The sequence below is a fragment of the Muribaculum sp. An289 genome, from assembly GCF_002159555.1.
Lineage (GTDB): Bacteria > Bacteroidota > Bacteroidia > Bacteroidales > UBA932 > Merdivivens > Merdivivens faecigallinarum.
This window is the reverse complement of record NZ_NFIV01000001.1, coordinates 241409-255146: the sequence shown is the minus strand read 5'-3', so window position 1 is coordinate 255146 and position 13738 is coordinate 241409. Positions and strand designations below refer to the sequence as shown.

Genomic DNA, 13738 nt, shown 5'->3' with positions numbered 1-13738 from the left:
CGGTTATTTGTGTGAAGCCTCGAAATCCTGCATGGTCTTGATGAGGGCTTCAACGCTCTCTACAGGGCATGCGTTGTAGATTGAAGCGCGGAATCCGCCTACTGAACGGTGGCCCTTGATGCCTACCATGCCGCGTTCTTTTGCGAATGCGAGGAATTCGTCCTGGAGCGCCTCGTGTCCCGGAGCCATTACGAAGCATACGTTCATGATTGAACGGTCTTCCTTGTCGGCTGTACCCATGAACATGGAGTTGCGGTCGATTTCATTGTAAAGCATTTCGGCTTTCTTCATGTTGATTTTGTGGATGGCTTCCACTCCGCCGATGCCTTTGAGCCATTTGAGGGTCTCGGTCATCACGAAAATGGAGAATACAGGAGGGGTGTTGAACATGCTCTGTCCGTCGATGTGTGTACGGTAGTCGAGCATGGTAGGGAGGTAACGGCTTACCTTTCCGAGGATGTCCCTCTTGACGATGACGAAAGTAACGCCTGCAGGGCCGACATTCTTCTGCGCGCCGCCGTAGATGAGGGCGTATTTTTTAACGTCGACAGGACGGCTCATGATGTCGGATGACATGTCCGCAACCAGGTTTACAGGGCAGTCCATATCGTACTTGATTTCGGTACCCTTGATAGTGTTGTTGGTAGTGATGTGGAAATAGTCGAGGTCGGTAGGAATTTCGTATCCTTTAGGGATGTAGCAGAAATTCCTGTCGGCTGAAGAAGCGACACAGATTGCATTTCCGATTCCCTGTGCTTCCTTGAGGGCTTTCTTTGCCCATACTCCTGTTTCAAGATAACCTGCCTTGTTCTCGAGGAGGTTCATCGCTACATAAAGGAACTGGAGGCTTGCACCGCCGCCGAGGAAAAGCACTTCGTATTCGTCAGGAATATTGAGGAGCTCCCTCCACAGTGAACGGCATTCGTCCATTACCGCTTCCCATTCTTTCGACCTGTGGGAAACTTCGATTACCGACATTCCGGTACCTTTGAAATCAACAAGCGCTGCACGAGCAGCCTCGATTGCCTGTTTAGGCAGAACGCAAGGGCCTGCGTTGAAGTTATAAGCTGTTTTCATTACAAATTTTGTATAAATTATATTTAAATCATTTCAGTCTATAAGGCGTGACTTTCCGCAAAGTTACAGTTTTTATGCCAATTACTCATCATCTCCGGAAATAATTTTAATCTTTTGTGCCGGAGTGATTTTTTCGCAATAATGGCAGAGCAGGGATATTTCCCCGTTTTTCTCGATTGTCGTGAATCTGGTTTTTATAGGTTCATGGTTCGTAATGCATTTGGGGTTGTTGCAGCGGGCGATTCCGACGATTTCCTTCGGGGTCCGGATGACCTTTTTTTCGGTTACCTGAAAATCCTTTATGATGTTGATGGTGGCGTTCGGGGCCACGAGGGCGAGCCTGTTCACTTCGGAATCTTCGAGCCATCTGTCGGCGATTTTTATTATTCCCTTTTTGCCGAGGGTCTTGCTGTCGAGGTTTATACCCACGGTTATCTGGTTCGGGGCACCGCGCAGTCCGAGTATGTCCATCACCCTGTATATCTGGTCGGCCGGGATGTGGTCGAGGACCGTTCCGTTTTTAATGGCCGTTACTATTAGATGTCTTTCTTCCATTTTGCCGGATTTTTTAAAATTTTCATGAAAATTACCTGCATCCCATGAGGTATGCGATTATGGCCATCCGGACGTAAAGTCCGTTCTCGGCCTGCTTGAAATAGTATGCGTAAGGGGTGTCGTCCACGTTGGTCCTGATTTCCCCGACCCTCGGAAGCGGGTGGAGCACCTTCATGTTGGGCCTTGCGTTTTTCAGCATGGATGCGTCGAGCCTGTAGACATCCTTGACCCTTTCGTATTCCATGACGTCGGTAAAGCGTTCCTGCTGCACCCTCGTCATGTAAAGGATGTCGGTGTCGTCGATGTGGTTCTCTATTTTGTCGGTTTCGGTGTATTCGATTCCCCTTTCATCGAGGAAGTCCTTGTATTCGTCCGGCATGCGGAGTTCGTCGGGAGCCGTGAAAATGAATTTCGCCCCGAAACCGGACATGGCCTGGAGGAGGGAATGTGTGGTCCTTCCGTATTTGAGGTCTCCTACCATGTTGATGGTCAATCCGTCGAGCCTTCCCTGGGTCTTCAGTATCGAGTACATGTCCAGAAGGGTCTGCGAAGGATGCTGGTTCGCTCCGTCCCCGGCGTTGATGACAGGGACCGTGGCTATTTCGGACGCGTACCTCGCACTTCCTTCGAGGGGATGGCGCATGACAATCAGGTCTACGTAGTTCGTTACCATCTTGATGGTGTCGTTGAATGTCTCGCCTTTCGACACGCTCGTGTTGGTCGAGTCGGAAAAGCCGATTACCCTTGCCCCGAGCCTGTTTGCGGCGGTCTCGAAGCTGAGGCGGGTCCTCGTGGAGGGTTCGAAGAAGATGCAGGCCACGACCTTGCCGTCGAGCAGCCTTTGGGAGCGGTTGGCCTCGAATCCCTTCGCCACATCGAGGATATGAAGGATTTCTTCCTTGGTGAAATCGTGGATTGAAATTAAACTTTTAGGCATATCGCAATGTTTTAGTCGTTTCCAATTGTTCTGAAATTGCAGCCTCCGGCTTCGGAAACGGCTTTTTCGAAAGCCGCGCAGATTCCGATTCGCACGGGGACGGTCATGGTGCAGGTCATACCGAATTCCTGTCGCTCCGGCACGAGGCCCATGTCCTTTATTATTTTCATTATCTGATTTATTTCCATATAACCGAAATCGAGCCTGTATGTCTTGCAGGCCGTCTTTTCTATGATTGCGGCATTCCCGATTGCGTCGGCCGCCGAGGTCTTGTATGCGCGTATCAGCCCCGGGATGCCGAGTTTGATGCCGCCGAAATAACGCACCACCACTATGAGTATGTCGCTGAGCCCGTGCGACAGGATTTGGTTGAGGATGGGCTTTCCGGCCGAAGATGAGGGCTCCCCGTCGTCGTTGCTCCTGAATGTCTCGCCTTTCCACCCTATGCGGTAGGCGTAGCAGTGGTGCCGCGCATCATAATATTTCTTCTTTACGGACGACAGGATTCCCTTGACCTCCTCTTCGCTGGTTACAGGGAAGGCCAAAGCTATGAAACGACTTCCGTTGTCCTTGTAAAGGCCTTCGGAAGGGGCGCCGATGCTCTTGTAGCAATCGTCAAAATCGAGAATGCTTTCCGGATTTGCCATTTAAAATGTAAAATTAGCCAATATTATTTATTCTGCAAACGATTTTGACAAGAGGGAAAGATTTTGTACTTTTGAGCCGCGGTTTCCGCCATGGAGGCCGATGTCGGGTTGAATAAAAGATAACGGATATGATTTACAGATTCAAAGCCACGATGCGCGGCAACAAACAGTTTTTAAGGGAATACGAGATTTCCTCATCGGCCACGCTGTATGATTTTCATAATTTTCTTGTGGGCGACCTCGCATTTTCGCCTGACCAGCTCGTCATATTCCGCGGAGTGGACAAGGACGGGGTGATTTGCAGCGAATACGGGCTTTTCGACATGGGGGACGGCACCCTGGACAATATCACCCTGCACGAGTGCATAATGAAGGGGGAGATTGTTTTCGAATACGTCTACGATATATTCAACAGGCGTTCCATGCTGATTGCATTCGAGGGCGAGGTGGAGGAACTGCACAAGGAGACTTATCCGAGGCTGGTGAACGAGCGCGGGATACGCCCGGACCAGTTTTCTTCGGAGCACGATACCGATGAGGAGTTCCATGCGTCCGTGAAGTCTTCGGCATCGGAGGAGCCTGAAGAGGAATTCGACGATATTCCCGAAGAGACTGCGGAAGACGAGGACGAGGATTGAATGTGAACGATCTGTACATAGTTCTGGGGCCTACGGCCGTAGGCAAGAGCGATTGGGGCGTGGAACTCGCAGAGAGGTTTTCATGCCCCATAATCAATTGCGATTCGAGGCAGATATACCGCGAAATGAGGATTGGCACGGCCGTGCCTTCCGATGAGCAGTTGGCCCGGGTGAAACATTATATGATAGGTACGCACAGCGTGACCGAATATTATACTGCCGGGCGTTACGAAATAGAGGCGAATGAACTTGTGTGCCGGCTGTTCGGGGAGTATGACAGGTTGGTTATGGTGGGCGGCTCGGGATTCTACATAGATGCTTTCTGCAACGGACTGGACGATTTCCCTCCGGCCGACATGGAACTCCGCAGGACCCTTTCGCGCAGGCTGGAAGAGGAGGGCGTGGCCGTACTGAGGAATGAGTTGAAGATGCTCGACCCTGTGAGTTACAATACGATTGACATAGCCAACGGCCAGCGGGTGGTGCGCGCTCTCGAAGTCTGCATTATGACCGGCAGGCCTTTCTCGTCGTTCAAAAGCGCCCCTTCGAAAAAACGTCCTTTCAACATACACAAAATCGGCCTTTGCCGCGATCGCTCGGAACTTTACGGCAGGATAGACCGCAGGGTGCTCGCCATGATGGACGAAGGCCTTGTGGACGAGGTGCGTTCCCTGGAGGCCTACAGGGATTGTCCGGCGTTGAAGACAGTGGGCTACAGGGAGATTTTCGATTACCTTGACGGCAAGACTGCCCTGGACAGGGCGGTGGAACTGATTCAGCGCAATACCAGGCATTATGCCAAACGGCAGATGTCTTACTGGGGCCGTGACAAAAGTATCGAATGGAAGATGTTGGAATGAAAATTGAGGGTGGTTGCCTTTGCTTTTGATTTGTTTCTGACGATAATTATTTTGGACTGATATGAAAAAACGTATTTTCCTCAATGTCTTGATTCCGGCCCTTGTCCTGTCATCATGTGGCGGCAATCAAGGGAACAAGGTTGCCGGATATGTGCCCGAAGTCAGGGTTTTTGCAGTCGATTCTTCTTGCATGTCCCATGTTTCGAAGGAGTTTGTCGGCAAGGCAGACGATTCTTTTACGGCCGTACTCAGTTTTCCCGTTTCCGGAAATGTCGGAAAAATATATGTCCGTGAGGGCGGGCGTGTCGAGGCCGGGGATCTTGTAGCGGAACTCGATCCGAGAACGGCCGAAAATGCGCTTGCTGCCGCACGGGCTTCGTACGACAGGGCGGAGGACGGTTACAGAAGGGCGAAAGAGGTCTATGAAAAGGGCAGTCTGCCGGAAGTAAAATGGATAGAGGTCGTTTCACAGCGCGATCAGGCGGCGGCCCTCTTCGATATTGCGAAGAAGAATCTTGAGGATTGCAGGCTTTACGCCCCGGCTTCAGGGGTGATATCGTCGGTGCTTGCCGAGCAGGGCATGAATGTCCCGCCCTACAGGCCGATAGCCGAGCTTACCGACCCGGATGCCATAGAGGTTGAAATCAACGTCCCGGAAAATGAGATATCCTCGTTTTCACTCGGCGATGAGGCCTCCGTGGCCGTTCCTTCCATGAATCTGGAGGGAGTCCCGGCCGTCATCGTGTCGAAAGGGGTGGAGGCCGATTTGCTGTCCCATGGATACTCCGTGCGTTTGGCCGTTACGGGGAGGTTCGGCATATTGCCCGGGATGACCTGCAAAGTGTCTTTCGCGCCGCAGGCCGGTGCGGCGGAGGTTTTCATGGTTCCCGGACGGGCGGTGTCGCTTTCGAATGACGGAAGACGGTATGTGTGGGTAGTGGCCGGGGATGGAACCGTATCCAGAAAATATGTGGATGTCTACAGTGCCGGGCCGGACGGTGTCCTCGTTTCCGGAGGCCTCGAAGCCGGTGATGCCGTCGTTTCGGACGGTATCCAGAAGATTTCCGAAGGGATGAAGGTAGTCGTTAAAAATTAGCGGGGGACGGATATGGCTGAGCATAATCGCGGCAAAGGCATAGTCGAAAACATAATGCGCAGTCCGGGCATAGTCATATTGTTGGTGACCGTGCTGTGCGTTTTCGGCGTTTATGGCCTGATTAACATGAACAAGCAGGAGTTCCCGGAATTTTCGGTAAGGCTCGGTGTCGTCGCCGGCGTGTATCCCGGGGCCAATGCGGAGCAGGTCGAGGAACAGCTTACGGAACCTCTCGAAGACTTTCTGTTTTCATACGAAGAGGTCGACAAGAGGAATACCTTTTCAGTTACGAAAAACGGGATAACCTATATCTATGTGGTGCTCGACGAGACGGTCGAAAACGACGGTCAGGCGTGGTCGAAAATCAGGCACGGGTTGAAGGATTTCAAGGCGACCCTTCCTCCCGGGGTCCTTGCCATATCGGTGAATGACGATTTCGGGAACACTACGTCGCTTCTCATAACCCTTTCTTCGGCCGACAAGAATTACAGGGAGCTCGGAACATACATGGGCTTGCTCGAAGACAGGCTGCGTGAAGTGCCTGCAATCGGCAACATCAAACGTTACGGCGACTGTCACGAGGAGATAGCCATAAGGCTCGACAAGGAGAAAATCACATCCTACGGCATCGATGCGAAAACGGTTTTCGCGACTTTGTTCCCTCAGGGGCTCCTTTCCATAGGAGGGTCTCTTGAACTGGACGGTTCCGATGTTCCGCTGGAAGTGACCGTCCCTTTCACTACGGAAAAGGAGATAGGGGAGCAGGTCGTTGCCTTTACGACGTCCGGCAATATGGTCAGGCTGAAGGATATAGCCGTCATAGAACGGCGCTACGACAATCCGTCCTCGTATATTACCCATGACGGGGTGAAGTCCCTGGTGCTGTCGGTGGAGATGCGCAGCGGCAATAATATAGTCCAGTTCGGAAAGGAAGTCAATGCCATAATAGATGAATTCGGAAACGGGCTGCCCGACAGTGTGGATATGTTCAGGATAACGGATCTTCCACAGGTTGTGAAGATATCCGTGTTCGAATTCCTTCGTGACCTGATGATTTCCATCCTGATAGTCATAGCGGTGATGCTCATGATGTTCCCGTTGCGTTCGGCCATAGTGGCGGCCGTGGAGATACCGATAGTTACGTTCATCACCCTTGCCGTCATGTATGTGCTCGGAATGGAACTCAATACCGTAACCCTCGCGGCCCTCATAGTCACCCTCGGTATGTTGGTGGACGACTCGATAGTGATGGTGGACGCTTTCGTGGACAACCTCAGAAGGGGTATGTCCCGTTGGGATGCGGCTGTCGAAAGTACCAGAAGCCTTTTCATGCCTCTGTTCGTGGCGACTTTCTCGATAAGCGCGATTTTCGTTCCGTTCATTTTCACCATCGACGGATACCTCGGGGAATTCGTGGGATATTTTCCTCCGATGATTGCCCTGTCGCTGTTCATTTCATTGATAATGGCCATGTTGCTGGTTCCTTTGATGGAATATAAGATGCTCGGGAGCAAGTCCCTTTCGGGGGATTTGAATCTCGTCGAGAGGATTCAGGAACGGTTTTTCGCTTTCGTCAACCGTACTTACGAGTTCGTGCTGTCGAAATGCATGAAATATCCGTATGCGGCAATAACTGCCGCTGTGGGTTCGGTAGCCCTTGCGGTGGTGATTTTCCTGCTCTCCCCCATACAGTTGATGCCGAAGGCGGAACGCGACTCTTTCGCTGTCGAGATTTATCTTCCCGAAGGCCGCACGCTGGACGAGACGGCACGGGTCGCGCAGGAGTTCGAGGATTATCTGAAGACCGACAGGAGGGTGCTTTCGGTCACGGCTTTCATCGGAAGCGGTTCTCCGCGTTTCATGGCGGCGTATTCGCCAAATCTTCCGGCCTCGAATTATGCCCAGTTTATTGTGAACACGAGGAGTAACAATGATGCAAAGGCTCTGATAGCCAAGTTTAAGGATAGTTCGTTCGATTTGTATCCCGAGGCTACGGTAAGGGTCAAGCAGCTTGATTACCAGGCTTCGACCTGCCCTATCGAATTGCGTTTGTGCGGGAATGACAGGGCCGTGCTGGAAAAATATGCGGATACCCTGAAGGCTTTCATGCATGGCATGGACGATGAGCTGGTATGGGTGCATTCGGATTATGGCCAGTCCCTGTATACAATCAGAATCGACATGAAGCCGGAGGAGGCTGCAAAACTGGGGATTTCCCGGGCTTCGCTATCTTCCGCCCTTACGGTACTTTTCGGCGAAATCCCGCTGACTACGGTCTGGGAGGACGATTATTCGGTAAATGTAGTGTTGGAAACAGGATTCGGCGGTTCTCCGTCCTACAATGACCTGTACAATGCGATGGTACCTGCCGCAGTGCCAGGGGTATGGGTGCCTTTGCGCCAGGTGGCGGATCTGACTCCGGACTGGACTCCGGCGGTCATTACGCATTATAACGGGGTTCCGACCGTTACGGTTTCTTCCGAGTTGAGGGAGGGGGCGAGCCAGCCGGTGGCGATGAAGAAGATACAAAAATACGTCGAGGAGGATTTCCGCAAGACCCTTCCGGAGGGCGTTGAAATCCGTTACGGGGGACTTACTGCCATCAATCAGGATAACGGGCCGGGCATAATACTCGGGCTGATAGCCTCTCTTGCCATCCTGTTTTTCTTCCTGATGTTCAATTTCAAGAAAATATCCATCGCGCTGCTGTCGCTGGCTTCTACGACCCTCTGCCTTTTCGGGGCATTTCTCGGGCTCAGGATTTTCGGGCTGGATGTCAGCCTTACCGCTGTCGTCGGTATAGTAAGCCTCTTCGGAATCAATATAAGGAATACGATAATACTGTTCGAGCTGGCCGAGGAACTCAGGCTCCAGAAAGGCTATACTGCCCGGGAAGCCGCTTTCGAGGCAGGAAAACGGAGGATGCGGCCGATATTCCTGACGTCCCTGACTACGGCCGTGGGAGTGCTTCCGATGATTATCAGCCGCAGTACGCTGTGGATGCCTATGGGCGTTGTGATATGTTTCGGAACCATTTTCGCTATCGGATTCGTGGTTACGATACTTCCGGTGGCGTATTGGAAATGTTTCAATAAAGCAAAATCAGGTAAGGAGGAAACAGTGGCATGAAAACCGTCATGAAAATATTTGTGGTTCTGGTACTGTCGTTTATGGCTGTCCCCGGAACCTGCCCGGCGCAGAATGTATGGAAATTCAATGCCGACAGTTGCCGCGCGAGGGCTCTGGAAAACAATGCGGCAGTCAGGAATGCCGATCTGAAGGTGCAGGCGGCTGTCGAAACGAAACGTTCCGCGGTAGCGAAATATTTTCCTTCGGTTTCCGCGAATGTTTCCGCTTTTCTGTTGCATGATTATCTGGTGGATGTTTCCACTTCCGATGTCACCGACGGGAAAATATCGGTGGAAATGTATTCCGACGGAAAATCGATAGAGTCATACATCAGTGAGGCTCTGGACGAGATAGCCCCTCTGTTCGAGCAGTTCGGCGTGGATATTAAGCAGGAAGTCAGCGATTTCGTGTCGGGGCTGTCTTATAATGCTTCTTTGCAGATGGTCAAGAAAGGCGTTTCGGCTTCGGTCGTGGCCTTGCAGCCGCTTTATTCTGGTGGCCGCATCATAAACGGGAACAAACTGGCCAGGGTAGGGGTGGAAGCTGCCGAAATCCAGAAGTCGATGACTCTGAAAGACGTTTCGTATGGTGCCGAGCAGCGTTACTGGCTTCTTGTTTCGCTGAATGAGAAGATGAAGACACTCGAAAGCATGTCCGCCCTTGTGGATACGTTGTACCGGGATGTGGAGGCGGCGTATTCGGCGGGGCTTGTCAACAAGAACGATTTGCTGAAGGTGGAGCTGAAGCGCAATGAACTGATGTCGGGACGTTCTACCCTGAACAGCGCCATAGCGCTTGCCAATATGTCCCTTTGCCAGTATATAGGTCTCCCTTTGGAAGATACGGTCGTGCCTGTCGACGGTCTGGAAGGGATGCATTCGCTGCCCCGTCTTCCGATGGTGCCCGACAGTACGGAAATAAGCCGCCGTGACGAATATAAGCTGTTGAGCCTCAATGTAGAGGCGGAAAAATACAAGAAGCGCCTGATTCTCGGCGAGTCTCTCCCTCAGCTCGGCTTGGGTGCGGGCTATTTTTACGGTAACCTTTGGGGGGCGAACACCCACAATGCCGGGGTTTTCGTAACCTTGAGCATCCCGATTTCTTCATGGTGGGACAATACTTTCAATTACCGCAGGCAGAAGGTCATGGAGCAGATAGCCGTGAACGAACGCGAAGATTACCGCGGCCTGCTGTCGCTTCAGGTCAGACAGGCCTGGGATGAGCTTTGCGACCTTTACCGCCAGGTGGGGATTTATGAGCAGACAATCGTCCAGGCGGAAGAAAACCTGAAAGTGAACAGTGATTACTATGCCTCCGGAATGGTGCCACTTTCAGACCTGCTTGAAGCGCAGGCACTTTACCAGCAAAGTGTCGGGCAGTATGTCGACAAATGTATCAGCTACAAGCTCAAGGTCCTGGAGTACGACAATATGATTGAGTGACATTGTCCCGGGCCTCGGTTGCACAAGGCCGGGAACTTGGAGTGGTTGAGCGCTTGTGAGATGCTATCGGGCCTGTTTTCCACCCCATAGCCAGCCAGTGATTTGATAAATGGCTAATAATCAATAAATTAGTAAAATTCGACCTGCGCTTGGGTACCTCAGAAAGTACCCAAAAGTAGCCTGTGTTTTTGTAATATACTGATTATCAATATGTTCAAAATGGGAAAGATGGCTGTGGGGTGAAAAATTTGCTGGGAAATTGCTTTTCCGGTCACGAAAACAGGAATGCGGTAAAAATCGGCGGAAAAAAATCAGATTTTCGTTCCTTTGTCACCTCGCCGTCCGAAAACTTTGCGCATCGTTTTTTTTGAGGCGGCTCTTGTTTTTTCGGAAATATGCCTATCTTTGCCCCCGCAATGGCCAAGGGAACGCCGTGCGAATCGGCGACAGTACCCGCTGCTGTGAGTCCAAAAAGCCGTGTGACAACCGGCTTTTGAGTTTTTCGGAAATCTGCGCCACTGGCACCAGAAAGTTGCTCAGGCACTTTCGCGGACTTTGCAAGTCTGCCGCCGGGAAGGCTCCGGAAAGGACGAGTCAGAAGACCTGCCTTGCTTTTCGGGGTTTTAGCCTGCGGGACCACAGGTGCGGACATTATTGTTTACGGGAACATTATTGTTTACGCTTTTTTTGCCGCTACTATTATCCTGATTGAATTTTGAAATTGTTAAATTTTAATAGATTCAATTATGGAGAAATTTTTACGTTTTGTTTTTGCTGCCCTTCTGGCAGGGGCCTTGTTTTCATGTCAGGATTATGAACCTTACGATGACAGCGGTATCAACAGCGAACTGGACCGTCTGGAGGAGTCAATCAATGATTTGCTCGCTTCGACAGATGCCCTGGAGGAGGATGTCGAGGCCTTGAGGCAGATAGTGGATGCCCTTTCGAAAAACCTTCACATTGTTTCGGTTGCGGAGACCGGTGAAACTACCGTAATCAACCTCAGCGACGGCTCTTCCATCACGATAAACCATCCGTCGGAAGCGGAAACGCCCGAGATTCCGGAGGCTCTTTTCAAAGAGGCGTACGTGGACGGGGATGTCTTTGTCGTAGTGCTTGCGGACGGCACGGAAATCCGGCTTCCGATGTATGAAGAATTGCAGTTTGTCATCGATGCTTCTTCAATCGATGGGGTAGAGGCCGGTAAAACCGTTTCCGTATCTATTGAGACGAAAGGCGTGGATGATTTTTCCGTGATAAAACCGGTAGGCTGGACTGTTGCTGTTTCCGGAAACGAGGTTTCGGTGACGGCGCCGCAGGAAGGTCTGGACTATGCTGAATATGAGGGCACGATAGATTTTATCGCCGTGGGTCATGGCGAAAGTATCATAGCCAAACTCCCTGTATATGCTTACGTATACAGGCCGGGGACCGAGGAGATAACCCTGGATTTCGAAGGCGACTACTATTATGTAAGGCTGGCTGAAGCCGGTGACAATTACGGCAACTGTTTTTACAATGTGCCCGAAGACGACCAATGGCAGGGGATGAACTTTGTCAGTGATGAAAATTATGATGTTTTCTTCGGAACCAATCTTTCCTATGGCAGTTATCAGATGTACAACGGTTCCTTGCTTGTTTCATACAGCAACGATATGGAGCAGGGTGACTTTAACAATCAGCTGAGTGTCTATTTCTCCGACCCGGTGACAGGCCTGGGCGGACATGGGGGTTCCAAACATTTCGTGGTGAATTTCAGTGTCGTAGGAGGCTATGGCGAGCCGACAAGGATAAACTTTGCTACGCCGAGGAAGCTCCTGCGCATGTATGTGGCCAATTCGACATACGCATATCTGCTGATGCGGGACGGCAATCCTTTCGGCACAGGTGAGCCTTTCGGTTATGAAACCGGAGACTGGTTCAAGATTGTGGCTTATGCTCTCGACGAAAACATGGAAAGGGTCGGGTCCGCCGAGTTTTATCTTGCGGATTTCCGTACTCCGGATGCCCCTGGCCTGCTCGAAGGGTGGCATGAGTTCGATTTGAGCGTGCTTCCCGAATGCCAGTTCGTGGAATTCGACATGCAGGGTTCCGATACGGGCGATTACGGGCTCAATACCCCTGCGTACTTCTGCTTCGACGATTTGGTATATGAAGGCGAGGGAGAAACGGTGAAAATCAGGTTATGAAAATAAGGGCCGGCAGCCGGCTGCTGTAAGGATATATTTTAGATAAAAACTTAATTCCAAGTTCAGGAGGCGCTTCATAGTATGTATGAAGGCCCCTGAACTTTTTTGTATCATCTGGCATCGGCCGATGTGACCTGTGCCCCTGGCTTCAAATTAAAAATTTGCCTGAAAAATTTTTGCGTATTCCTGAATTTTTATATCTTTGCGATATCAAAATAATATCATTATGAAAGAATACGGATTTAAAGGATTGGTTCTTAACGGGTTTTTGGCCCTTTTTCTCTTGGCCGTCATTGTCGCGGCGATTGTTTATATTGCGGCTTTGCCGACGGATGCCCTATGGTGTCCGATAGTCTGTGCCATACTTCTGATAGTTTTCCTGTTCTCGCTGTTCGGGTTTTTCCAGCTGGAGCCGAATCAGGCGAGGGTGATGGTCTTTTTCGGAAAATACAAGGGAACTTTTGTCAGTACCGGTTTCCATTGGGTTAATCCGTTTTATAAGAAGAAAAAACTGTCGCTTCGTGCCCGCAACCTCGATGTAAGTCCTATCAAGGTGAATGACAAGTCGGGCAATCCGATTATGGTGGGCATGGTGCTTGTGTGGAAACTCAGGGACACTTACAAGGCCATGTTCGAAATAGATTCGCAGACTATGGCCGGAGCCGGACAGGGCATAGCTTCAGTGTCGTCTGTGATGAAGGCGTTCGAAAATTTTGTGAATATCCAGAGCGATGCGGCCTTGAGGCAGGTGGTTACCAATTACAATTATGACAATAACGAGGGGCCGGACGACGAGATTACACTCCGCAGCGGTGGCGATGAAATCAACGACATCCTTGAAAAGACCCTGAACGAGAGGCTGGAAATGGCCGGCATAGAAGTCATCGAGGCCCGTATAAATTATCTTGCATACGCTCCTGAAATAGCTGCCGTGATGTTGCGCCGCCAGCAGGCTTCGGCCGTGATTTCGGCAAGGGAAAAGATTGTGGAAGGCGCGGTGTCCATGGTCAAGATGGCTCTGGACAAACTCGAGTCGGACAAGGTCGTTACCCTTGACCCGGAACGCAAGGCGGCAATGGTCAGCAACCTGTTGGTTGTCCTTTGCGCCGATGAGGCCGCACAGCCTGTAGTCAATACAGGGTCGCTGTACAATTAAACCGCGGCTGGT

Annotated in this window: 11 protein-coding genes and 1 riboswitch; of the genes, 7 read left to right on the top strand and 4 right to left on the bottom strand. The window is 51.2% G+C overall.

What is annotated here, in order from left to right:
• Positions 1–3: 3 nt before the first annotated feature.
• The 4 genes from serC to B5F83_RS01270 form a co-directional block, all read right to left on the bottom strand.
• Positions 4–1077: a 3-phosphoserine/phosphohydroxythreonine transaminase gene (serC, locus tag B5F83_RS01285; protein ID WP_087276050.1), complete on the bottom strand. Its 1074-nt coding sequence runs from the start codon at positions 1075–1077 to the stop codon at positions 4–6.
• Between the two features lie 81 nt (positions 1078–1158).
• Entirely contained in the window at positions 1159–1632 is a 474-nt protein-coding gene (gene pyrI / locus B5F83_RS01280; protein WP_087276047.1) for an aspartate carbamoyltransferase regulatory subunit, read from the bottom strand.
• Between the two features lie 31 nt (positions 1633–1663).
• Positions 1664–2569, bottom strand: coding sequence for an aspartate carbamoyltransferase (gene pyrB / locus B5F83_RS01275; protein WP_087276044.1), 906 nt, complete (start codon positions 2567–2569; stop codon positions 1664–1666).
• A gap of 11 nt (positions 2570–2580) precedes the next feature.
• The gene (locus B5F83_RS01270) at positions 2581–3216 is read right to left on the bottom strand and encodes a YigZ family protein (protein WP_087276042.1); all 636 of its coding nucleotides are present in this window, start codon (positions 3214–3216) and stop codon (positions 2581–2583) included.
• A gap of 128 nt (positions 3217–3344) precedes the next feature.
• Between B5F83_RS01270 and B5F83_RS01265 the strand changes: the two genes are divergently transcribed.
• From B5F83_RS01265 to B5F83_RS01235, 7 genes are all read left to right on the top strand, one after another.
• Positions 3345–3854, top strand: a complete 510-nt coding sequence (locus B5F83_RS01265; RefSeq protein WP_087276039.1) for a hypothetical protein — start codon at positions 3345–3347, stop codon at positions 3852–3854.
• A gap of 2 nt (positions 3855–3856) precedes the next feature.
• Positions 3857–4714 carry a tRNA (adenosine(37)-N6)-dimethylallyltransferase MiaA gene (gene miaA / locus B5F83_RS01260; protein ID WP_087276222.1) on the top strand — a complete coding sequence of 286 codons (858 nt, stop codon included), beginning with the start codon at positions 3857–3859 and terminating at the stop codon, positions 4712–4714.
• A gap of 61 nt (positions 4715–4775) precedes the next feature.
• Positions 4776–5810, top strand: a complete 1035-nt coding sequence (locus tag B5F83_RS01255; RefSeq protein WP_087276035.1) for an efflux RND transporter periplasmic adaptor subunit — start codon at positions 4776–4778, stop codon at positions 5808–5810.
• Positions 5811–5822: 12 nt separating this feature from the next.
• Positions 5823–8939, top strand: coding sequence for an efflux RND transporter permease subunit (locus B5F83_RS01250; RefSeq protein ID WP_087276032.1), 3117 nt, complete (start codon positions 5823–5825; stop codon positions 8937–8939).
• Between the two features lie 8 nt (positions 8940–8947).
• Positions 8948–10381 carry a TolC family protein gene (locus B5F83_RS01245; RefSeq protein ID WP_158094121.1) on the top strand — a complete coding sequence of 478 codons (1434 nt, stop codon included), beginning with the start codon at positions 8948–8950 and terminating at the stop codon, positions 10379–10381.
• Positions 10382–10769: 388 nt separating this feature from the next.
• Positions 10770–11007: riboswitch (cobalamin riboswitch) on the top strand.
• Positions 11008–11127: 120 nt separating this feature from the next.
• Entirely contained in the window at positions 11128–12570 is a 1443-nt protein-coding gene (locus B5F83_RS01240) for a DUF4465 domain-containing protein (RefSeq protein WP_087276026.1), read from the top strand.
• Positions 12571–12790: 220 nt separating this feature from the next.
• Entirely contained in the window at positions 12791–13726 is a 936-nt protein-coding gene (locus B5F83_RS01235; RefSeq protein ID WP_087276218.1) for an SPFH domain-containing protein, read from the top strand.
• Positions 13727–13738 lie beyond the last annotated feature (12 nt).